The organism is Rhizobium sp. GCM10022189, from assembly GCF_042656325.1.
GTDB lineage: Bacteria > Pseudomonadota > Alphaproteobacteria > Rhizobiales > Rhizobiaceae > Rhizobium.
In genome coordinates, this window is record NZ_JBHSOR010000004.1 from 249,473 (window position 1) to 269,982 (window position 20,510).

20 protein-coding genes and 1 tRNA gene are annotated in these 20,510 nt (G+C 61.1%); 12 read left to right on the forward strand and 9 right to left on the reverse strand.

What is annotated here, in order from left to right; translation table 11 throughout:
- Positions 1-270 precede the first annotated feature (270 nt).
- The gene (locus tag ACFPWW_RS05565; protein WP_183829544.1) at positions 271-441 is read left to right on the forward strand and encodes a hypothetical protein; all 171 of its coding nucleotides are present in this window, start codon (positions 271-273) and stop codon (positions 439-441) included.
- Positions 442-562: 121 nt separating this feature from the next.
- Here the strand turns inward: ACFPWW_RS05565 and ACFPWW_RS05570 are convergent, their stop codons facing one another.
- The gene (locus ACFPWW_RS05570; RefSeq protein ID WP_113412904.1) at positions 563-1,657 is read right to left on the reverse strand and encodes a DUF475 domain-containing protein; all 1,095 of its coding nucleotides are present in this window, start codon (positions 1,655-1,657) and stop codon (positions 563-565) included.
- Here ACFPWW_RS05570 and ACFPWW_RS05575 point away from each other — a divergent pair.
- The 4 genes from ACFPWW_RS05575 (at position 1,643) to ACFPWW_RS05590 (ending at position 3,358) form a co-directional block, all read left to right on the forward strand.
- The gene (locus ACFPWW_RS05575; RefSeq protein WP_162702887.1) at positions 1,643-1,780 is read left to right on the forward strand and encodes a hypothetical protein; all 138 of its coding nucleotides are present in this window, start codon (positions 1,643-1,645) and stop codon (positions 1,778-1,780) included. The two genes, ACFPWW_RS05570 and ACFPWW_RS05575, sit on opposite strands and share 15 nt — an antisense overlap.
- Before the next feature lie 250 nt (positions 1,781-2,030).
- Positions 2,031-2,270: a hypothetical protein gene (locus tag ACFPWW_RS05580; RefSeq protein WP_112703724.1), complete on the forward strand. Its 240-nt coding sequence runs from the start codon at positions 2,031-2,033 to the stop codon at positions 2,268-2,270.
- A 39-nt stretch (positions 2,271-2,309) separates the two neighbouring features.
- The gene (locus ACFPWW_RS05585; protein WP_377310895.1) at positions 2,310-2,486 is read left to right on the forward strand and encodes a hypothetical protein; all 177 of its coding nucleotides are present in this window, start codon (positions 2,310-2,312) and stop codon (positions 2,484-2,486) included.
- 155 nt (positions 2,487-2,641) lie between these two features.
- On the forward strand, positions 2,642-3,358 hold the full coding sequence (locus tag ACFPWW_RS05590; RefSeq protein WP_377310897.1) for a hypothetical protein: 717 nt from the start codon (positions 2,642-2,644) through the stop codon (positions 3,356-3,358).
- A gap of 26 nt (positions 3,359-3,384) precedes the next feature.
- On the opposite strand, the gene ACFPWW_RS05595 is transcribed toward ACFPWW_RS05590, so the two are convergent.
- The 4 genes from ACFPWW_RS05595 to cpdR1 all read right to left on the reverse strand — a co-directional run bounded on the left by ACFPWW_RS05595 (position 3,385) and on the right by cpdR1 (position 5,043).
- Positions 3,385-3,861 carry a hypothetical protein gene (locus ACFPWW_RS05595; protein WP_377310899.1) on the reverse strand — a complete coding sequence of 159 codons (477 nt, stop codon included), beginning with the start codon at positions 3,859-3,861 and terminating at the stop codon, positions 3,385-3,387.
- Positions 3,862-3,980: 119 nt separating this feature from the next.
- Complete coding sequence (locus ACFPWW_RS05600; RefSeq protein WP_377310901.1) at positions 3,981-4,325, reverse strand: hypothetical protein; 345 nt, start codon at positions 4,323-4,325, stop codon at positions 3,981-3,983.
- Between the two features lie 196 nt (positions 4,326-4,521).
- A tRNA-Val gene (locus ACFPWW_RS05605) sits at positions 4,522-4,596 on the reverse strand.
- A gap of 84 nt (positions 4,597-4,680) precedes the next feature.
- Positions 4,681-5,043, reverse strand: coding sequence for a response regulator CpdR1 (gene cpdR1 / locus ACFPWW_RS05610; protein ID WP_007527565.1), 363 nt, complete (start codon positions 5,041-5,043; stop codon positions 4,681-4,683).
- A gap of 190 nt (positions 5,044-5,233) precedes the next feature.
- On the opposite strand from cpdR1, the gene ACFPWW_RS05615 reads away from it, so the two are divergent.
- Positions 5,234-6,115, forward strand: coding sequence for an N-formylglutamate amidohydrolase (locus ACFPWW_RS05615; protein WP_112563755.1), 882 nt, complete (start codon positions 5,234-5,236; stop codon positions 6,113-6,115).
- A gap of 251 nt (positions 6,116-6,366) precedes the next feature.
- The gene (gene hisN / locus ACFPWW_RS05620; protein ID WP_112703720.1) at positions 6,367-7,140 is read left to right on the forward strand and encodes a histidinol-phosphatase; all 774 of its coding nucleotides are present in this window, start codon (positions 6,367-6,369) and stop codon (positions 7,138-7,140) included.
- A 59-nt stretch (positions 7,141-7,199) separates the two neighbouring features.
- On the opposite strand, the gene ACFPWW_RS05625 is transcribed toward hisN, so the two are convergent.
- Positions 7,200-8,171 carry an alpha/beta fold hydrolase gene (locus ACFPWW_RS05625; RefSeq protein ID WP_112563759.1) on the reverse strand — a complete coding sequence of 324 codons (972 nt, stop codon included), beginning with the start codon at positions 8,169-8,171 and terminating at the stop codon, positions 7,200-7,202.
- A 236-nt stretch (positions 8,172-8,407) separates the two neighbouring features.
- On the opposite strand from ACFPWW_RS05625, the gene ACFPWW_RS05630 reads away from it, so the two are divergent.
- Both ACFPWW_RS05630 and ACFPWW_RS05635 read left to right on the forward strand, forming a co-directional pair.
- Entirely contained in the window at positions 8,408-8,932 is a 525-nt protein-coding gene (locus ACFPWW_RS05630; RefSeq protein WP_377310905.1) for a hypothetical protein, read from the forward strand.
- A 327-nt stretch (positions 8,933-9,259) separates the two neighbouring features.
- Positions 9,260-9,730 (forward strand): Hsp20 family protein, encoded by a 471-nt coding sequence (locus tag ACFPWW_RS05635; RefSeq protein ID WP_112563763.1) that lies wholly within the window; start codon positions 9,260-9,262, stop codon positions 9,728-9,730.
- A 72-nt stretch (positions 9,731-9,802) separates the two neighbouring features.
- Here the strand turns inward: ACFPWW_RS05635 and ACFPWW_RS05640 are convergent, their stop codons facing one another.
- Positions 9,803-10,807, reverse strand: coding sequence for a bile acid:sodium symporter family protein (locus tag ACFPWW_RS05640; protein WP_377310907.1), 1,005 nt, complete (start codon positions 10,805-10,807; stop codon positions 9,803-9,805).
- A 94-nt stretch (positions 10,808-10,901) separates the two neighbouring features.
- On the opposite strand from ACFPWW_RS05640, the gene ACFPWW_RS05645 reads away from it, so the two are divergent.
- On the forward strand, positions 10,902-11,756 hold the full coding sequence (locus tag ACFPWW_RS05645) for a LysR family transcriptional regulator (protein WP_112703863.1): 855 nt from the start codon (positions 10,902-10,904) through the stop codon (positions 11,754-11,756).
- A 57-nt stretch (positions 11,757-11,813) separates the two neighbouring features.
- Here ACFPWW_RS05645 and ACFPWW_RS05650 read toward each other — a convergent pair whose 3' ends face one another.
- Both ACFPWW_RS05650 and ACFPWW_RS05655 read right to left on the reverse strand, forming a co-directional pair.
- Positions 11,814-12,233, reverse strand: coding sequence for a BA14K family protein (locus tag ACFPWW_RS05650; protein WP_112703717.1), 420 nt, complete (start codon positions 12,231-12,233; stop codon positions 11,814-11,816).
- A gap of 132 nt (positions 12,234-12,365) precedes the next feature.
- Positions 12,366-13,418, reverse strand: coding sequence for a threonine aldolase family protein (locus tag ACFPWW_RS05655; RefSeq protein ID WP_112563769.1), 1,053 nt, complete (start codon positions 13,416-13,418; stop codon positions 12,366-12,368).
- 547 nt (positions 13,419-13,965) lie between these two features.
- Here ACFPWW_RS05655 and gltB point away from each other — a divergent pair.
- Positions 13,966-18,690, forward strand: coding sequence for a glutamate synthase large subunit (gene gltB / locus ACFPWW_RS05660; RefSeq protein ID WP_377310911.1), 4,725 nt, complete (start codon positions 13,966-13,968; stop codon positions 18,688-18,690).
- 225 nt (positions 18,691-18,915) lie between these two features.
- Complete coding sequence (locus tag ACFPWW_RS05665; protein WP_377311081.1) at positions 18,916-20,370, forward strand: glutamate synthase subunit beta; 1,455 nt, start codon at positions 18,916-18,918, stop codon at positions 20,368-20,370.
- Positions 20,371-20,510: the final 140 nt, after the last annotated feature.

Sequence of the window (20,510 nt, forward strand, 5' to 3'; positions counted from 1 at the left end):
CCCCTAATTCGGGCCGGCCGTGGCGACACGGTCGGCCGTTTCTTTGATATCTGTCAACTTTTCGACTGACGTGGAGCGACTTCCATTTTTTCAACCATATGAATTTAAAAGGAAAATTCCAAATATCTCCGGCTTTACGGGAGTTCTTTTCGTTTGCCGGCGAAGGAAATATGCGCTTTTTGCATAGCAGCGGTGATTTCTTGCGCGTTGTAGGTGCATTCGGATCTTCCCATCTATGAGTGGTCAATCATAGGGCGAGAGGAAAAGAAGATGTCCGCTATCAGAAAGTCGATCCACAATGGTTTCCTGGCCCGCGCCTTTGCCGCGCTCGGCGCCGCAAACGCCGTCAGCGCCGCTGTCGAAGGCGGCCGCAAGCCGCGCGCCCGTGACCTGCAGGAACTCGGCATCGATCCGGTAAGCTTCGGCCGTGTTATCCGGTAAGCCGCGCCCGAACTGCATGTCGAACGAATGAGCCCGCAACCGTTGGTCGCGGGCTTTGTTTTTGGAATATGCGAACCGCAGCGCCAGACCGCCCCGGTTTTTCAGCTGAAGCCGCGCCTCGTCAGGCGTGCATGCGTTCCCTCTCGGGAACATGTGTTTCGCTCTGCCGCTCCTGCCTGTTGTGGCGGATCGACGACCAGAGCGAGATGCCGATCAGGGCGGCGCCGCCAAGGCCAGTAATGACCTCGGGAATGTGCATCATCGTCTGCACATACATGATTACCGAGAGGATCAGGATGGCGTAGAAGGCGCCGTGTTCCAGGTAGCGGTATTCGGCAAGCGTTCCCTTTTCCACCAGCATGATCGTCATGGAGCGCACATACATGGCGCCGATGCCGAGGCCGATGGCGATGACGAAGAGGTTCTGCGTCAGCGCGAAGGCGCCAATGACGCCGTCGAAGGAGAAGCTGGCGTCCAGCACTTCCAGATAGATGAAGGCGCCGAGGCCGCCCTTTGCCGCCTCGCTCATCGCGCGCTGCGATGCGTCGAGCAGACCGCCGATCACTTCCACCACGAGAAAGGTCACGAGACCGTAGATGGCGCAGTAGACGAAGGTGGTCGCGTCCTGACCTTCCAGCAGGTGGGAGAAGAGCAAGATCAGCAGGAGCACGAAGGCGATTTCGATACCCTTGATCGTCGCCGATCGCGCCATCAGCCGCTCCAGCGAACCGATCCAGTGGACCTCCTTCTCATGGTTGAAGAAGTAGGTGAGGCCGACCATCATCAGGAAGGTGCCGCCGAATGCCGCGATCGGCAGATGCGCATCATTCATGATGCGGGCATATTCGGCCGGTTCGCGCGCCGCCAGCACAAGGGCTTCCCAGGGGCCGATCTTTGCCGCGATGGCGACGATTGCCAGCGGGAAGACGATGCGCATGCCGAAGACGGCGATGACGATGCCCCAGGTCAGGAAGCGATGCTGCCAGACCGGGGTCATCTCCTTCAGTTTGTTGGCATTGACGATCGCATTGTCGAAGGAGAGCGAGATCTCCAGCACGGCCAGCACGGTGCAGATGAAGAAGACGGTGGCCATGCCACCCAATGTGCCGGTCGACTGCCAGCCGAGAAATGCACCGAGCGCAAGGCCCAGTGCGGTGACGACGAAGGCCCAGCGGAAATAGCCGAGCGAGGATTTGTGGGATTGAAGCTGGTTCATGGCCGCACCTCGCAGCCGCAAACCGTTTTTGAAGAGAGCGTGAAAACAGAAAAACGCATACCGCAACGGGCATGCGCGTTTGGCATGGTGAGCTTTTTCATCGATGAAAAATCCGCCGGCTGATTTGCAGGCGGTACCGACATCACGAGAGCGCCGTAAAAACTCTCGCCAGAGGGGCCCGGCACCAAGGTTCCCCCGCAGCCGATGTCTGGATGAGGCGGCGGGTGCCCCACTAGGTAGTGAAGTTGCCGCGCCAGTCAAGACGCGCGACCGGGCAGGCGCGCCGATTTCTTTGGAACCATGCGTACGTTCACCCGTTACAACCTAGCTGAGCCGATGAAAACATCTCAGATACTCTTGAAGGAGGGCGACGATGCATAATTCGACCCATGTTCCCGACAGGCGCACGGAAGCCGCCGACCGCATGAAGCGTGTGAAGCCCAACCGCATGCAGAAAGCGCAGGTCCTGCCTCCGCACCATGTCGACCTGACCCTGACGCCCGGTGTCATCCATGACATTCACGTACCGGCGCATGTAACCGGCAGCGATCTTTCAAAGGGCGGTATCGACATCAAGAGCGACGATGCCCATGTCGCCAAACCCGTCCGCTGACAACCCAGTTCCACAATCGAAAAGACAGGTGAGACACGAATGACGATCAATCTTGTGCCGCGCGATATCTTCGTCCGGCACGAACATGAGTGGCAGGCCGTGCGTGATGCGGCCGAACGCCGGATCGATGTCGGCAAGCGCGAGAAACCAACCGTGGCGGCCGGCGCAGAAGCTGCCAGGCCGGCAAATTCACCTTCGGCAGCGCAAGGCTGCTGAGCCTGCACAAAGTTCGGACAAGACGCCCGGTCCTGCGCCGGGCGTTTTCGTTTCCGCCAGACGCGGCCCTGGAAAAGCGATCTCGGGTCTGCCTCGCCAACCTTTCGGAAAGGATTGGGCGGCGATAATCCGGCCCGTTCAAGGGAATCGGATCGATGGCCAAGACAGCGACACGCGCACGCCGCAAGGCGCCGGCAAAAAGGAAGAGCAGCGCATCCTCCGGCGGCGCAATGCCCTGGCTGGTAATCGGCATCGCCGCCGTGGGGGCGATTGCCGCCTATGACAACTGGAAGAGCATTCGCCCGATGCTCGGCAAGGCGCCCGCGGCCATCGTTCGCGATACCGCCGAAGCCAAACCTCCCGTGGCCAGGGAGACGCCGAAGCGGGTCGCCGTGGCGGCACCTGCCGTCAAGGCGAAGCAGGCGGGCGATCCCGTGCCGCCGGCCGCGATCCCCTCCGCGCCCGTGCCGACGGCGAAGATCGTGCCGGCCTCCATATCCCCCAGCGCTCCCTCCGCCTCGCAGACCGCCAAGGCCGCCTTCGGTTATTGCGGGCAGGGCGAGCATATCAATTGCGTGGGTGACGCCGGCACCTTCTGGTACAAGGGCGAGAAAATCGTCATTGCCGACATGGTGAGCCCTGACGTCGATCGGGCGCGCTGCGAAGATGAACGCAGGATCGCCTTTGCGGCCAAGTCACGGCTGCTGGCGCTGCTCAATGCTGGTCCGTTCAATATGAATGCTGCGGGTGCCTCGGATGCTCGGGGTGCGCCGCGTGTCGTCTCGCGCGACGGTCGCTCTTTCGGCACTCGGCTGATCGATGAAGGCCTGGCGAAGAAACCGGGCGTTGCAGGCGGTTCTTGGTGCGCCTGAGGCGATCGTAGAACCATCGAGGCTCGTTATTTCTTTGCAGGCACCTTGCCGCTGGTGCGGAAGCTGCCGGTGAAGGACGCATCCTTGCTCTCTGCCGTGCATTCGATGGCCGTCGGCTTGCCGGCATAGGGATTGCCAAAGGTGCAGGAGCCGGCAACCTTCACTTCACCCGTCATCTTGTTGCCGACGCCCGTGGTGACGAGGCTAAGCGGCAGGCGGGCATTGCCGTTCGACGCGGGCTTGATACCCTTTCCGTCGCCCTGGAAGCCCAGCAGCTTGCCATCAGAGGTGAAGATGAAGGTGACAGTGCCGTTGACGAGCGTCACGCTTGCCAGCTCGCCCTTGCAGCCCTTCGTGGCATCGAATTTTGCGACGACGAGCTTCTGGCATTTTCCGGCAAGCGCGATGACGCCGGGCGCACCTGGAAAATTGTCATCCGCTTGCGCAACAGCGGCAAAGGCGAGGGTGGAGAGGGCGACGACGGCAAGCGCGGAGAATTTCATTTCGATTCGAATCCCATGTGCTGACGAGGCGAATCAACACCTCGGGCTCCAATATCGCGCATTGCATGGCTCTGTGTCCGAATTTGGTTTCGGACATTAAGCAACGATTTCTAATCGTCTCAGCAAGGATACATTTTCTTCAATGAGGTGAGCAGGATGAGGGGATAAACTTGGAACGTTTCCTCACCGATATCCGGGTGCAACTCGAGATACTTCTCCACGATCGCGACATATTCGGTCTGCGAAATCGAGGCATTCGGCGGCAAGCAATATAGGCGTGGCTTGCCTTCATCGACGAGGTCAGTATTCACCCATTCAAGTGTCCTTCCAGCCCCACCGATCAGCATCGTGATGACGCTTGTCTGCTTGCTCTCCATCAGCGCGCGCAGTGTCATATCTTCTTTTGCGGAAGCCGGGTTCCAGCACAGAGCCAGCAGCAATATCAAGCCGATAAAAATTCTCATTTGCACCTCCAATGATGGAGAACAAAAGAACAATGCAACTCGCCAGTCAAGCCGCATTCCGGTAGAGCTTGCGCGCCTTCTCTGCTGATTGGGCGGTCAACTCGCCCGGTTCTGAGAGGGACTGCCAAACGCAAATCCAAAAAACTAAAAAGGCCTTTCGATTTCTTGAAAGGCCTTGCTTTTCAGCGAATTAGGATGGTGGGCGTGACAAGGATCGAACTTGTGACCCCTACGATGTCAACGTAGTGCTCTCCCGCTGAGCTACACGCCCATCCGATGTCGGCGCATAGACCACAAAACCTCCGGAGCCGTCAATAGGCTTTTTTGAAGTTTTGTGACGAACCGCCAGGACGCCTTATGCGGCAAGCATCTTGTTGACCTCTTCGACGAGGTCGCGCAGGTGGAAAGGCTTGGAAAGGACCTTCGCATCCTTCGGAGCCTTCGAATCAGGGTTCAGCGCAACGGCTGCAAAACCGGTGATGAACATGACCTTCAGGTCGGGATCGAGTTCGGTCGCGCGGCGCGCGAGCTCGATGCCATCCATTTCCGGCATGACGATATCGGTCAGCAGCAGGGAGAAGGGCTCTTCGCGCAGGCGGTCGTAAGCGCTGGCGCCGTTGTCGTAGGAAAGGACCTTGTAGCCGGCCTTTTCGAGCGCCTTCACCAGGAAACGGCGCATATCGTTGTCGTCTTCGGCGAGAAGTATCTTCTGAGTCATTAATCCGGACCGCTGATCACTGATATTTTTATGGGATGCCAGCCGTCTACACTAAACTTCGCCCGGTAAACAACCGGTGAAATCGCCCTAGCCGCGACCGCCATCCCTTCTATGTAGTATGGACTTAAGGGCAGGCAACTGGCAACATGGCCGTCACAGCCACTTGATGACATGGTAAAGAGGGCAGAAAGTGCCGGAAATACGCGAATACGAGCTTTTTGAAGTGCATGAGCCCGTGTCGCAGACCATTCCTTTCGTCTACAACTCCCCCCATAGCGGCCGTATTTATCCACCGGAATTCATCGCCCAGTCGCGGCTGGAGGGGATCTCGATACGCCGGTCCGAAGACCACTATGTCGACGAACTGTTCGGCGCGGCGGTGGAGCTCGGCGCACCGCTCCTGCTGGCGAATTTCCCGCGCGCCTATCTCGACGTCAACCGTGAGCCCTACGAACTCGACCCGCGCATGTTCGACGGGCTTTTGCCGCCTTATGCGAACATCAATTCGCTGAGGGTTGCGGGCGGACTCGGCACCATCCCGCGCATCGTGGCGGAGAACATGGAGATCTACGCCCGCCGGCTGCCCGTGCAGGAGGGCTTGGACCGTGTCGAGAGCGTCTACAAGCCCTATCACTCGACGCTGCGGCGGCTGATTGCGCGCACGCATGTGCAATTTGGCTTCGGCGTCCTTATCGACTGCCATTCCATGCCGGGCAACGTGCGCGTGGCCGGCAGCAATGCACGGCCGGACTTCATCATCGGCGACCGCTACGGCACCAGCGCTTCAGCAGAGCTTTCGCGCACGGCGATCGGCATCCTCGAGGAAATGGGTTTTGCGGCGATCCGCAACAAACCCTATGCCGGCGGCTTCATCACCGAACATTACGGCCGCCCGTCCCGCGGGCTGCATGCCCTGCAGATCGAGGTGAACCGCTCGATCTACGTCGATGAGATCACCTTGGAGAAGCGGCCCGATTTCGACCTGGTTGCAGCGGCCATCACGTCGTTCATGCGGCAGATGGCCGATTATATCGAGAAATTCTCCGGCGACCGGGCGCTCGCCGCCGAGTAGTTTTCTGCCTTCAGGTCAAAAAAAACCGCGCTTTGTCAGCGCGGCTAAGTCTAGGGAGGAAACACCCAAGGAGGGTATTTACAGTCAGAAGACTGTAGCCAGGAAACTACTGCTGCATTGCACAAATGTCAAGCATTATATTGCGCTGCAAAATCTTTAGGCAGTCAGCCGGAAATTGCCTGTTGTGTTTGCATTCCACCGCTTTTTCGCTATGAAAAACGCCATTTCCCGCCAGCCATACGGATGTCTCCATGCTTCCCGACCGTTCGTTCTTCAACCGTCTTGCCGAAGCTGCCAAAGCGGAAACCCTGCCGCGCTTTCGCTCGGGCATCAACGTCACCAACAAGCTGTCTTCCGGCTTCGATCCGGTGACGGAGGGTGACAGGGCGGCGGAGACGGCCATCCGCGCCCTGATCGAGCAGCATTTCCCGGAGCACGGCATTCTGGGCGAAGAGCATGGCAATGTCGGCCTCGACCGTGAGCATGTGTGGGTGATCGATCCGATCGACGGCACGCGCGCCTTCATATCCGGCGTTCCGGTCTGGGGCACGCTGATCGGCCTGCAGAAGAACGGCCGGGCGGTGGCCGGCATGATCGAGCAGCCTTTTACGGGCGAGCGCTATTTCGGCGACGAGAACGGTTCGACCTATAGCGGGCCGGAGGGGGAGCGCCGGCTGCAGGTGCGCGATTGCGGCGCTCTTTCCGACGCGATCCTCTTTACGACCTCCCCGCATCTCTTCGTGGGCGAAGAGATGGAGAAATATCGGGAGATCGAAGGCAAGGTGCGGCTCTTCCGCTACGGCTGCGATTGTTATGCCTATGCGTTGCTGGCGGCGGGCCATATCGATCTTGTTATCGAGAACGGCCTCAAGCCCTACGATGTCGGCGGCATCATTCCTGTCATCGAAGGCGCCGGCGGCATCATGACGACCTGGGATGGCGGCCGGCCCGAAAATGGCGGCTCGATCATCGCTGCCGGCAGCAGGGCGGTTTACGAACAGGCAATCGCCATCCTGCAGCGCTGAGAGATGTCGCGCAGACGCGTTCAGGCGGTTTGCTGCAGCGACATGCGTAAACTCGGAGCCTAGACGCCGATCGCCGTCACGTCGTCGGTTGCCTCGGCATCGCTTCCGGGAATGAAGGCGTGGAAGGCGGCAAGCGCGGCCGTGCGATAGATATCCCTCTCCTGGAATATTTCGTGGCGGGCGCCGTTGATCGGAACGAGCTGGCCGGCGCGGAAATAGCGCGAAAGCCGTTCCTGCGCCGTATAGGGCACCAGCCCGTCGCGCGTCGGAGCGATGACGACAGAGGGAATGGTGATCGAAAAGAGGTGATAGGGCTGCGTCACGCGATCGATCGCCTTCATGCATTCGTACATCCAGCGCGCGGTCGGCGCTCCCAGCGCAAGCTCCGGATGGGCCTTCATCATGGCTATGTTGCGTTCGAAACGCGTTTCGTCCGACGTGAGCGGATTGTCGGGGAATTGCAGTTCCTTCATCTTCCCGAGGGGCAGGCTGCCGAGACCAAGAGCGCAGAGCGTGCCAGATACCGAACGGATGACGCCTTGCGAGGCGGCTTGGCCGATGAGGCCGAGGAACGGGGCCGAAAGCACCATGCGCTCGATGCGCGTGGACAAATAAGGTGCCGCCGAAAGCGCGATCAGCCCGCCGGTCGAATGGGCGAGCATGTAGAAGGGCAGGCGGGTATCCGGCAGCACGACCTTTTCGAGAAAGGTGTCGAGATCACGCTCATAGTCGGAAAAGCGACGGAGGTGGCCGTGATTGCGCTTCCTGATCAGGCGCGGCGAGCCGCCCTGGCCACGCAGGTCGTATGTCGCGACCCAGAGACCCTTGGCGGTGAGATCGCGGATCGTTTCGAAATATTTCTCGATATATTCGCTGCGCCCGTGCAGGAGCACCACGGTTCCATGGGCAACCGCTGTCTGCGACCGGAAGACGGCATAACGCAACCTAAGGCCGTCGTGAGTCTCGAAAAAACCCTCGGCACGGTTCTCCGGCGCCGGATTGTCTGGGGTCGAGTAGAGAACCTGTTCCATGCGGGAATGCTTCTTCGCGTGAGGGATATACTAGGGGATATCGCAGAGGCGGGGAAAATCAATGGCAAAGTTACCGCAGAATATGAGCTGACTGTAATATATTCGGGTTTTTCTATACGGCAAGTTTCGCGAAAGCACAGACACGTTATGGTTAGTGCGAACGAAAGATTTGTCCCGGCATGAAGCCGGTTGTCCGCACGTTCATGACTGAAGATTGGGGCGCCGGGAGGCTGGCCATGAATTCGGTTTCTTCCGTCGGGTCTGTCAATTCCGGCGTCCGCCAATCAACCGGCCCGGAGCGGCCGGAGTCCGTTCTCGACTATCTGCAGTCGGATTATCTCGATATCGATCCGCCGGATGTCCATCTGGCGATCCTCAAGATGTTCAGCGACAATCCCAAGGCGCAGGCAGCCTTTGCGCGCGAATATGCTGCCGTCATGGCAATGCCGCAGAATGCCGGCATCTCGCCGGAAAACGGCCAGTTCCTTGCGATCGAGCAGATGATCATGAACAATCGCGATGCCTTTCCGGCAGAGGGGTTCACGATCACCACGAAGCTGCCGGGCGGCGGCTCGATCGTCGCCGAAGTGCCGCCTTCCAACAGCGGCGGCAAGGACAAGGGCAGCCCTCTTGCCATATTTTCAAGCAGCGATTCGGCGGCACTGTCGCGGATCGTCAGCGCTCTCGTCCTCAGCCATCGGGATGCCGGGACAGACAGGCTGGATGCGACACAGGACCAGCTCGCAGAGCTTTATGCCTGAAGAAAAGAGGCCGGCGGAGCTGAGGGAGCTCTTGGCCGGCCGAATTGAGGCTGAAGAAGAAGGGACGATACACTTCAGCCTTCGGGCCAGTGTCACCCGATGCTTCTATCTCTAGACGGCAGAGCCTGAACCTGCGCCGAACCCTCCGTTCATACAGGGTTCACGCAGCAATGGCGGCTGTGTCGAACGAGGGCTTGAACTCCCAGAAAGCCATCCCCATCTGAACTTTGCGGACGCCGGAAGGGTCCGCGTAACCGTCCCGAAACCGCCAAGAACGGGGTTTCAGGGGCATGATATCGCAACACGTCGCTTCCCTAGGAGGACATCATGCGTCACGTAGACTTCTCTCCCCTCTATCGTTCCACCGTCGGCTTCGACCGCCTCTTCACGATGCTCGACAGCCTTGCCCAGCCGGAGCAGGTTCCGACCTATCCGCCGTACAATATCGAGCGGACCGGTGAGAACACCTATCGCATCACCATGGCCGTTGCCGGCTTCGACGAAACCGAACTCGCCATCGAATCGCATGCTCACGCGCTTACCGTGAAGGGTGAAAAGCGCGAGGAAAATGCCGATGGCAGCGAGTATCTCTATCGCGGCATCGCCAAGCGCGCTTTCGAGCGCCGCTTCCAGCTTGCCGACCATGTCGAAGTGACGGCCGCGTCGCTCAAGAACGGTCTCCTGCATATCGACCTTCTGCGCAGCATTCCGGAGGCTCTGAAGCCCCGCAAGATCGCCATTGCCGCTGAGCCGGTCGAGGCTCCGAAGGCGATCGAAGCGCAGGTCGTCAACAGCTAATCCGCCTTCCTGCGGATCAGGCGGAAACGGCGCCTCGCGGGCGCCGTTTTTCTTTTAAGCCTTCTCAGCCGGTCAGGCGGGGCTCGCCGCTTCCTCAACCTCCCTTTCGGAGGCACGTCGGGCCGCGGCGGCTGCATATTTTTGGGCAATGACGGCGCAGACCATCAGCTGGATCTGGTGGAAGAGCATCAGCGGCAGAACGATCGCGCCGATCGACTGGCCGGCAAAGATGACGTTTGCCATCGGGACGCCGCTTGCCAGGCTCTTCTTCGAGCCGCAGAAAGTGATGGTGATCTCGTCGGCCTTGTTGAAGCCGAGCCAACGGCTGCCGAACATGGTCAGAATGAGGACGAATGCCAGAAGCAGCATGTCGGCGACGATGACGGCGGCAATATCGGTGATCGAGAAAGTGCGCCACAGTCCCTCGACGACAGCCGTCGAAAAGGCCAGATAGACGACCATCAGGATGGAGCCGCGGTCGACCGGCATCAGGATCTTCTTCTTGGAGCGGATCCAGTCGCCGATCCAGGGCTGCAGGATCTGGCCGACGACGAAGGGTGCCAGCAGCTGCAGCAGGATCTGCTCCAGCGCATCGAAGGAAAAGCCGCCATGGCCGCCGACCGAGAAGAGCAGGCCGACGAGCAGCGGCGTCAGGAACATGCCGAAAATATTGGAGGCTGAGGCCGAGCAGATCGCCGCCGGCACATTGCCGCCCGCCATCGACGTGAAGGCGATCGAGGACTGCACGGTCGACGGCAGCACGCAGAGGAAAAGAATGCCGAGATAGAGCGGCTGCGGCAGGATCGAATCCGGGATGAAGCCCATCGCCAGGCCGAGAACCGGAAAGATGCCGAAGGTCGTCAGTAGGATGACGAGATGCAGCCGCCAGTGCAAAAGGCCGGCGATGACGACATCACGCGACAGGCGCGCGCCATGCAGGAAGAACAGAAGCGCGATGGCGAAATCGGTCGCCACGCCGAACCAGTCGGCGAAGGTCCCGCTCGCCGGGAAGACCGAGGCGAGGATGACGGTGCAGACGAGCAGGATCGTGAATGTATCGGGCAGAAAGCGGCGCATGGCAGTCTCGCTGGAACGAATGAGTTATTGTTCTGTCACTCATTATGATCCAGGATGCAAGGAATAACAGTTATCACAGATCAGGATGGCGGTCATGCTCGACCTTTCCCAGCTCCGCAGTTTCGTCACCGTCGAACAGATGGGCAGCTTCACACTGGCGGCCGAGAGGCTGGGCCTCGGGCAGTCGACTGTCAGCCAGCATATTCAACGGCTGGAAACGTCGCTCGGGCGCCGCCTGCTGGAGCGCGATACGCACAAGGTCGTGCTGACGGGTGACGGCGAGGCCCTGCTGTCGCATGCGCGGGCCATGCTGTCGATCGAGGGGCAGGTGCAATCGCTGTTTAGGGGCGGCAGCCTGCGCGGGCGCTTGCGGCTTGGCGTTTCCGAGGATTTCGTGACGAGCCAGCTGCCGGCGGTGCTGGAGGATTTTGTGCGCTCTCATCCCTCCGTCGATCTGGAGCTGACGGTGGCGCTTTCCGGGGTGCTCTACGAGATGCAGGACGCAGGCGCGATCGACCTCGTGCTTGCCAAGCGAAGGCTCGGCGATGAGCACGGAAAACTCGTCTACAGGGAACCGCTGGTGTGGCTGGCGCGCGATCCGGAGCACGTGCTGGCATCCGGCCCGCTGCCGCTTATCGCCTTTCCGCCGCCAAGTGTCACGCGCGCCATCGCACTGGAAGCGCTTGGCCGGCATGGCGTGGCCTGGCGCATTGTCTGCACCTGCGGCAGCCTGAGCGGGCTGACGGCCGCGGCGCGCGCCGGCATGGGCGTGCTCGTGCAGCCGCGCAGCATGGCGCCTTCGGGGTTGAAGGAAATCGCGCCCGCCAGGCTGCCGGCGCTGGAAGATGTCGAATTCGTGCTGGTGCCGCGAAAGGGGGCGGATCAGGCGCTCGTCGCGGCCCTTTCGGACGATATTCTGAGGAAGGTCAGGAGCTTGCGCTCGGCCTGATTGCCTTTCAAAAATCCCGCCGGTGAAGGCGGGATTTTCGTCTTCGAAATCAGATCTTTACGGCGAAACGCACTGGCGGCGCGGACCGTAGTAGGGCTGATAGGTATTGTCGTAGGCACGGTAGGAGCGATAGCGCGAATAGCACCAGCGGGTGTGATAGCTGCCGCCGGAGTAATAGCGCGGCTGGCGCTGCGCATTCAGGATGCTGCCGATGATGACGCCAGCGGCAAGGCCGCCGATAATGGCGCCGGCATTGTTGTGCCGGTGATACCGGCGATGACGCCAGCGGTCGTCGCCGTAGCGATAACGATAACGATCGTAACGATAGCGATCCCCGTGGCGGCGGTAATACTGCACCTGCTCGACATTCGAGACCTGCGGCATATCAGGCCTGGCGATTGCCGGAAACGCCTGAGCCGGTGTTATGCCTGTAAAGGCCGTCGCCACGCTCAGGACGATGATTGCCAATTTCTTCATTTCTTCACCTCTTCATAGGAAACGGGTGACACGGGCCGCCTATGAATTGACGGAGGAATGCCGAAGAAGCGGACTTTGTTCCGCACTGGCCGGAATATGGGTTTTCGAGCCGCCATTCCGGCCTTTCGGAAATCAGGCCGCCAGGCACTTCAGGAAGCCATCGACATCGGCTTCCGTCGTTGCAAAGCTGGTGACGAGGCGCACAAGCGTTTCGCCATCGGAAACGAGGTCCGGCATGCCGGCCGGGATCGGCCACTCGTAGAATTTTGCGCCTCTGTCTTCAGCCGTCTTTGCTGCCGATTTCTGAATGACTGCGAAAACCTCGTTCGATGCGGTCGGCCAGGCCAGCCGGGCCGAATTGCTGGCGCCGATGCCGGCGCGCAGACGTTCCGCCATAGCGTTGGAGTGGCGGGCGAGATCGAGCCAGAGGCCGTTTTCGAAATAGGCATCGAACTGGGCGGAGATGAAGCGCGACTTGGAGAAGAGCTGGGCGGCGCGCTTGCGGATGAAGTGCATTTCCTTCGCCTGTCCGGGATTGAAGAAGACGATGGCTTCCGCGCACCAGCAGCCGTTCTTGGTGCCGCCGAAGGAGAGAATGTCGACACCGCGCTTCCAGGTCATCTCGGCGGGCGTCGCGTTGAGCGCGACGAGGGCATTGGCGAAGCGGGCGCCGTCCATGTGCAGAGGCAGATTGCGCTTCCTGGCAATCGCGGAAATCTCGCCGATTTCCGGCAGGGAGTAGACGGTGCCGATTTCCGTCGCCTGCGTGATCGTGACGGCGCTGGCGCGGCCGTGGTGGACGGCGTCTTCGGGAAAGGCGGCAATCCTTGCCGACAGCGCTGCCGGGTCGATCTTGCCAAAATCGCCGGCGACCGGCATCAGGCGGGAAGCGCCGGAGAAGAATTCGGGGGCGCCGCATTCGTCCTGAGCGACATGGGCCTCCTGGTGGCAGAAGGCGATGCCGCCGGGGCGCTGCACGCTTGCGAGCGAAAGCGAGTTCGCGGCGGTGCCGGTGGCGACGAAGAAGACCGAGACCTCGCGCTCGAAGATTTCCGAGAAGCGGGCTTCCACCTTCCTGTCATAGTCGCTGTTGCCATAGGCGGCGGCAAAACCGGCGGATTGAGCCAGCAGGCGCTCGGCAATGGATTGATGGGCGCCAGCCCAGTTGTCAGATGCAAAAAACATGGAAGAAACCATTGAAAATGATGGGGCGGGAGGTTCGGATGGGGACATTACGCCAAAGCTTCACAGGATCAAGGGCGGAAGCCGGAACGCATCACAAAAATTGAACCGCGCAATCAATAAACAAAATAACGCCATTAATGTGTAATTTTATGTCGCCTCTTTGACTGATCCGGCAATCTTCCGTCGCAAATTGACGTTTTTTTAAGAGCACGCTCTTGCGGAGAGGAATTGTTTCTGGCATTGAACTGATGAACTAGGACAGGGTTGCTGTCCTATTTTGGCCTTCCCGGCCGAAGAGGCGCCGAAAGCCCTGGTAGAGAGCGGCTTTCACGCTATAGTTCCTTCGAGTGCCGAGCCTTCAGATGGCGGCGCGCGGAGGCGAATGGCAGGCGCGGAACGCGGCGGTTTGCTTTCCTTGAAGAGCAGACGTCTGCGACCGGATCTTCACAATGCAACAGCGCTGTCACGCGCCGGACCTATTTTCAAAGGTGCGGTGCGCGACGAAAGGCCGCCCGCAGCCCCGCGGGCTTCGACAGGAGGAAAGACGATGACGAAGATGACGCCATCCACGGGTATTGATCGGTTCGCAGCAGCAGACGTGCGCGCAACGGCCAATACGCGTAAATCTGCTTCCGGCCTGCCGAAAAAGCAGGGGCTCTACGATCCGCGCAACGAACACGACGCCTGCGGTGTCGGCTTCGTCGCGCATATGAAGGGCCAGAAGTCGCATCAAATCGTCCGGGACGGTCTTTTCATCCTCGAAAACCTGACGCATCGCGGTGCCGTCGGCGCCGACCCGCTGATGGGCGACGGAGCCGGCATTCTCGTGCAGATCCCCGACCGTTTCTTCCGCGAGGAAATGGCCCAGCAGGGCATCACCCTGCCGAAGGCCGGCGAATATGGCGTCGGCCATATTTTCATGCCGCGCGACGAAAAGCAGATCGAGCATTTCAAGAAGTTGATCAAGGACGTCATCACCGAGGAAGGCCAGGTCTTCATCGGCTTCCGCGACGTGCCTGTCGACAATTCTTCGCTCTCCAAGGCGCCGGCAATTGCCGCCACCGAACCGCATCACGTCCAGGTCTTCATCGGTGCCGGCAAGGATGCCGCGACGAACAGCGAGTTCGAGCGCCGGCTCTTCACGCTTCGCAAGGTGATCTCCAACCGTATCTATGACGAGTTCGACGGCGAGGAGAGCAATTTCTATCCGGTGTCGCTCTCCAGCACGACCGTCGTCTACAAGGGCATGTTCCTGGCCTATCAGGTCGGCGCCTATTACAAGGACCTGGCGGACCCGCGTTTCGAAAGCGCCGTCGCCCTCGTGCATCAGCGGTTTTCGACCAACACTTTCCCGTCCTGGAAGCTCGCGCACCCCTATCGCATGGTCGCCCACAACGGCGAAATCAACACGCTGCGCGGCAACGTCAACTGGATGGCGGCGCGCCAGGCTTCGGTCTCCTCTCCGCTCTTCGGCGAGGACATCTCCAAGCTCTGGCCGATCTCCTATGAAGGCCAGTCGGATACGGCCTGTTTCGATAACGCGCTCGAATTCCTCGTGCGCGGCGGCTATTCGCTGTCGCATGCCGTCATGATGCTGATCCCGGAGGCCTGGGCCGGAAACCAGTCCATGTCGCCCGAGCGCAAGGCCTTCTACGAATATCATGCCGCTCTCATGGAGCCGTGGGACGGACCGGCCGCGGTCGCCTTCACGGACGGCAAGCAGATCGGGGCCACGCTCGACCGTAACGGCCTGCGCCCGGCCCGCTACCTCGTGACCAACGACGACCGCGTCATCCTGGCGTCCGAGGCCGGCACGCTGCCGGTTGCGGAGGAAAACATCGTCCAGAAGTGGCGCCTGCAGCCAGGCAAGATGCTGCTGATCGACATGGAGGAAGGGCGCATCATCTCCGACGACGAGGTGAAGGCGCAGCTGGCGAACGCGCATCCCTATCGCAGCTGGCTGAACCGCACGCAGCTCATCCTTGAGGACCTGAAGCCGGTCGAGCCGCGCGCGCTGCGCCGCGACGTCTCGCTGCTCGATCGCCAGCAGGCCTTCGGCTATACGACCGAGGACACCAGGATCCTGATGTCGCCGATGGCGACGACGGGTCAGGAAGCGATCGGCTCGATGGGCACGGATACGCCGATCTCGGCCATGTCCGACAAGTCGAAGCTGCTCTACACCTATTTCAAGCAGAATTTCGCGCAGGTCACGAACCCGCCGATCGACCCGATCCGCGAAGAGCTCGTCATGAGCCTCGTCTCCTTCATCGGCCCGCGTCCGAACATTCTCGACCACGAAGGCATGGCGAACGCCAAGCGGCTCGAAGTGCGCCAGCCGATCCTGACCAACGGCGATCTCGAAAAGATCCGCTCGATCGGTCACACGGAAGACCGTTTCGATACGAAGACGCTCGACTTCACCTACGATGTGGAGCGCGGTGCCGAAGGCATGCCGGAAATGCTCGATCGTCTCTGCGAGCGGGCGGAAGCAGCCGTCAAGGGCGGCTACAACATCATCGTGCTCTCCGACCGCCAGATCGGCCCGGACCGTATCGCCATCCCCGCGCTGCTGGCGACCGCTGCCGTGCACCATCACCTGATCCGCAAGGGGCTGCGCACCTCGGTCGGCCTCGTCGTCGAAACCGGCGAGCCGCGCGAAGTGCACCATTTCTGCCTGCTGGCCGGTTACGGCGCGGAAGCGATCAACCCCTATCTCGCCTTCGACACGCTGCTCGACATGCATGCCAAGGGCGAATTCCCGAAGGAAGTCGATGCCAGCGAGGTCGTCTACCGCTATATCAAGGCGGTCGGCAAGGGCATCCTGAAGGTCATGTCGAAGATGGGCATTTCGACCTATCAGTCCTATTGCGGCGCGCAGATCTTCGACGCGATCGGCCTGCAGTCGGAATTCGTCGACAAATACTTCTTCGGTACCGCGACGACGATCGAAGGTGTCGGCCTGGAGGAAATCGCCAGCGAAACGGTTGCCCGCCACAAGGCCGCTTTCGGCCGCGACCCGATCCTGGCGAGCAATCTCGATATCGGCGGCGAATATGCCTACCGCATGCGCGGCGAAAGCCATGCCTGGACCCCGGATGCCGTGGCTGCCCTGCAGCATGCGGTGCGCGGCAATGCCGAGGACCGCTACCGCGAATTCGCCGAGATGGTGAACACGTCGGCACTGCGCATGAACACGATCCGCGGCCTCTTCAAGATCAAGAGCGCGGAGGCCCTCGGCCGCACGCCGGTCCCGCTCGACAGCGTCGAACCGGCCATCGATATCGTCAAGCGCTTCTCCACCGGCGCCATGTCCTTCGGCTCGATCAGCCGCGAGGCGCATACGACGCTTGCCATCGCCATGAACCGGATCGGCGGCAAGTCGAACACCGGCGAAGGCGGCGAGGAGAGCGACCGCTACATGCCGCTCTCGGACGGTTCGTCGAACCCCGAGCGTTCGGCCATCAAGCAGATCGCCTCCGGCCGCTTCGGCGTGACGACGGAATATCTTGTCAATGCCGACGTGCTGCAGATCAAGGTTGCGCAGGGTGCCAAGCCCGGCGAAGGCGGCCAGCTGCCCGGCCACAAGGTCGATGCGGTCGTTGCCAAGACCCGCCACTCGACGCCTGGCGTCGGCCTGATTTCGCCGCCGCCGCACCATGACATCTATTCGATCGAAGATCTGGCGCAGCTGATCTACGACCTGAAGAACGTCAATCCGACCGCGGATGTTTCGGTCAAGCTCGTCTCGGAAGTCGGCGTCGGCACGGTTGCCGCCGGCGTTGCCAAGGCGCGCGCCGACCACATCACGGTTGCCGGTTTCGACGGCGGCACGGGCGCTTCGCCGCTCACCTCGCTGAAGCATGCCGGCAGCCCGTGGGAAATCGGCCTTGCCGAAACCCAGCAGACGCTGGTGCTGAACGGCCTGCGGTCGCGTGTCGCCCTGCAGGTCGACGGTGGTCTGAAGACCGGCCGCGACGTCGTCATCGGCGCGCTGCTTGGCGCCGACGAGTTCGGTTTCGCGACGGCGCCGCTGATCGCAGCCGGCTGTGTGATGATGCGCAAGTGCCATCTCAACACCTGTCCGGTCGGTGTGGCGACGCAGGATCCTGTCCTGCGCAAGCGCTTCAAGGGCACGCCCGAACATGTCATCAATTATTTCTTCTTCGTCGCCAACGAAGTGCGCGAAATTCTGGCTTCCCTCGGTTTCACCAGGCTCGATGAGATCATCGGCGCTTCGGAACTGCTGGAGAAGGACGAGATGCTGGCGCACTGGAAGGCCAAGGGTCTCGACTTCGCGAAGATCTTCCACAAGGTCGATGCGCCGAAGGAAGAGACCTACTGGACGACACGGCAGAAGCATCCGATCGACGACATTCTCGACCGCAAGATGATCGCGGCAGCCGAGCCGGCGCTGGCATCGAAGACGCCCGTCGCCTTCGAAGTCGATATCAAGAATGTCGATCGTTCGGCCGGTGCGATGCTGTCTGGCGAGGTCGCCAAGCGTTACAACCATCGCGGCCTGAAGGAAGACACGATCAACGTCACGCTGAAGGGGACGGCCGGTCAGAGCTTCGGCGCGTTCCTCGCCCGCGGCATTACCTTCAACCTGATCGGCGACGGCAACGACTATGTCGGCAAGGGTCTTTCGGGCGGCAAGATCATCATCCGGCCGCCGGAGAACTCGAAGATTGTCGCCGAGAATTCGATCATCGTCGGCAATACCGTTCTCTACGGTGCGACCGAGGGCGAGTGTTACTTCCGTGGTGTCGCGGGCGAGCGCTTCGCGGTTCGCAACTCCGGTGCTATCGCCGTCGTCGAAGGCGTGGGCGACCATGGCTGCGAATATATGACCGGCGGCGTGGTCGTCGTGCTCGGCGGAACGGGCCGCAACTTCGCGGCCGGCATGTCCGGCGGCGTGGCCTATGTTCTCGATGAGGCCGGCGATTTCGCCAGCCGCTGCAACATGGCCATGGTCGAGCTCGAGCCGGTTCCGGAAGAGGACGACATGCTGGAGAAGCTGCACCATCACGGCGGCGACCTCATGCACAAGGGACGCGTCGATGTCTCCGGTGACATGACGCGCCACGACGAGGAGCGCCTCTACCAGCTCATCTCCAACCATCTGCACTACACGGGCTCCACCCGCGCCAAGGAGATCCTTGAGCACTGGGCCGACTATCGCCCGAAATTCCGCAAGGTCATGCCGGTCGAATACCGCCGTGCGCTTGAGGAAATGGAACGCAGCCGGATGGGCATCGCTGCCGAGTAATTCAGCCGAACAATCCGCCACGCCACACAAGCCTGCGTGGCGGATGACCGAAATATCTCGATGACCCACGACGATCGGCCGCAAGCGTGAAGCTCGCGCCACCGCGTGGATGGTTCTCAGGGGATATGTTCAATGACGGTCGAAACCAACAAGCTGCCTCCGCGATCGAGGCTGAACAGACAACTGGCCGCAGGCGAGGCGGTCATGACGGTAAGGGACGAAAATATGGGTAAGGTTACAGGTTTTCTGGAAATCGACCGGCAGGTAGCAAAGTATCAGCCGGCGTCGGACCGCATCCGGCATTTCCGCGAATTCACGATCCCGATGTCGGACCCGGAAGTACAGAAACAGGCGGCCCGCTGCATGGACTGTGGCATCCCCTATTGCCACGGGCCGACCGGCTGCCCTGTTCATAACCAGATTCCGGACTGGAACGACCTCGTCTACAACAACAATTGGGAAGCGGCGATCCAGAACCTGCACTCGACCAACAACTTCCCGGAGTTCACCGGTCGTGTCTGCCCCGCTCCCTGCGAAGAGGCCTGCACGCTGAACCTCGAAGATGCGCCGGTCGCGATCAAGACGGTCGAGCAGGCGATTGCCGACAAGGCTTACGAACTCGGCTTCATCCGTCCACAGCCGGCGACGATCCATACCGGCAAGAAAGTCGCCATCATCGGCTCCGGCCCCGCCGGCATGGCGGCGGCCCAGCAGCTTGGCCGTGCCGGTCATGACGTGCATGTCTACGAACGCGAGACGAAGCCGGGCGGCCTGCTGCGTTACGGTATCCCGGACTTCAAGATGGAGAAGAACTTCATCGATCGCCGTGTCGAGCAGATGAAGGGCGAGGGCGTGACCTTCCACTGCGGCGTCAATGTCGGCGTGGACATCAAGGTCGAGCAGCTTCTGGCCGATCATGACGCCGTGCTTTACTGCGGCGGCTCCGAGACGCCGCGCGAGGCCGGCATTCCCGGCACCGACCTGTCGGGTGTTCACGATGCGATGCCGTACCTGGTGCAGCAGAACAAGCGCGTCGGCCGCGAGAATATCGACAGCACCGGCTGGCCGTCCGATCCGATCCTTGCCGGCGCCAAACATGTCGTCGTCGTCGGCGGTGGCGACACTGCCTCCGACTGCGTCGGCACGGCTTTCCGTCAGGGTGCGGTCAAGGTGACGCAGCTCGACATCCGCCCGCAGCCGCCGGAAAAGGAAGACAAGCTTGCCGTCTGGCCGTTCTGGGCCACGAAGATGCGTACGTCCTCCTCGCAGGCCGAAGGCGCGGTACGCGAATTCCAGGTCGCGACGCTGGAATTCGTCGGTGAGGACGGGGTGCTGACCGGCGTGAAGTGCTGCGAAGTCGACGAGCGCCGTCGCCCGGTTCCGGGCACCGAATTCGTCATCAAGGCGGATCTCGCTTTCATCGCCATCGGCTTCAGCGGCCCGTTCAAGGACAGCGTCCTGAAGGAGCTCGACGGCAAGCTGACGCTCAATGTCGACAGGCGCGGATCGACCAACGTCGTCGCCAACGACCGTGACTACAAGACCTCGGTCGACAAGCTCTGGACGGCCGGCGATGTGCGCCGCGGCCAGTCGCTGGTGGTCTGGGCGATCCGCGAAGGCCGCCAGGCCGCACGCGCCATCGACGAGGCCTTGATGGGCTCCACCGTCCTGCCGCGCTGATCTGCCTCAAAATACCCGTCGTACAACAAGCTCCGCCGTCATCCGGCGGAGTTTTTTATGGTGCGACCGGTTGACGCGTCGCTGCCTCCGGCAAGCTTCGTACAATTCCGCAACCGCAGGCTCTTTGCGTGCGCAGGCCA

Bases quoted from the DNA above. Each gene is read 5' to 3' on its own strand.
- ACFPWW_RS05655 (WP_112563769.1), bottom strand. From the start codon at position 13,418: ATGTTTTTTGCATCTGACAACTGGGCTGGCGCCCATCAATCCATTGCC.
- gltB (WP_377310911.1), top strand. From the start codon at position 13,966: ATGACGAAGATGACGCCATCCACGGGTATTGATCGGTTCGCAGCAGCA.
- hisN (WP_112703720.1), top strand. From the start codon at position 6,367: ATGCTTCCCGACCGTTCGTTCTTCAACCGTCTTGCCGAAGCTGCCAAA.
- ACFPWW_RS05590 (WP_377310897.1), top strand. From the start codon at position 2,642: ATGGCCAAGACAGCGACACGCGCACGCCGCAAGGCGCCGGCAAAAAGG.
- ACFPWW_RS05585 (WP_377310895.1), top strand. From the start codon at position 2,310: ATGACGATCAATCTTGTGCCGCGCGATATCTTCGTCCGGCACGAACAT.
- ACFPWW_RS05635 (WP_112563763.1), top strand. From the start codon at position 9,260: ATGCGTCACGTAGACTTCTCTCCCCTCTATCGTTCCACCGTCGGCTTC.
- ACFPWW_RS05565 (WP_183829544.1), top strand. From the start codon at position 271: ATGTCCGCTATCAGAAAGTCGATCCACAATGGTTTCCTGGCCCGCGCC.
- ACFPWW_RS05600 (WP_377310901.1), bottom strand. From the start codon at position 4,325: ATGAGAATTTTTATCGGCTTGATATTGCTGCTGGCTCTGTGCTGGAAC.
- ACFPWW_RS05645 (WP_112703863.1), top strand. From the start codon at position 10,902: ATGCTCGACCTTTCCCAGCTCCGCAGTTTCGTCACCGTCGAACAGATG.
- cpdR1 (WP_007527565.1), bottom strand. From the start codon at position 5,043: ATGACTCAGAAGATACTTCTCGCCGAAGACGACAACGATATGCGCCGT.
- ACFPWW_RS05650 (WP_112703717.1), bottom strand. From the start codon at position 12,233: ATGAAGAAATTGGCAATCATCGTCCTGAGCGTGGCGACGGCCTTTACA.
- ACFPWW_RS05640 (WP_377310907.1), bottom strand. From the start codon at position 10,807: ATGCGCCGCTTTCTGCCCGATACATTCACGATCCTGCTCGTCTGCACC.
- ACFPWW_RS05595 (WP_377310899.1), bottom strand. From the start codon at position 3,861: ATGAAATTCTCCGCGCTTGCCGTCGTCGCCCTCTCCACCCTCGCCTTT.
- ACFPWW_RS05665 (WP_377311081.1), top strand. From the start codon at position 18,916: ATGGGTAAGGTTACAGGTTTTCTGGAAATCGACCGGCAGGTAGCAAAG.
- ACFPWW_RS05570 (WP_113412904.1), bottom strand. From the start codon at position 1,657: ATGAACCAGCTTCAATCCCACAAATCCTCGCTCGGCTATTTCCGCTGG.
- ACFPWW_RS05625 (WP_112563759.1), bottom strand. From the start codon at position 8,171: ATGGAACAGGTTCTCTACTCGACCCCAGACAATCCGGCGCCGGAGAAC.
- ACFPWW_RS05630 (WP_377310905.1), top strand. From the start codon at position 8,408: ATGAATTCGGTTTCTTCCGTCGGGTCTGTCAATTCCGGCGTCCGCCAA.
- ACFPWW_RS05580 (WP_112703724.1), top strand. From the start codon at position 2,031: ATGCATAATTCGACCCATGTTCCCGACAGGCGCACGGAAGCCGCCGAC.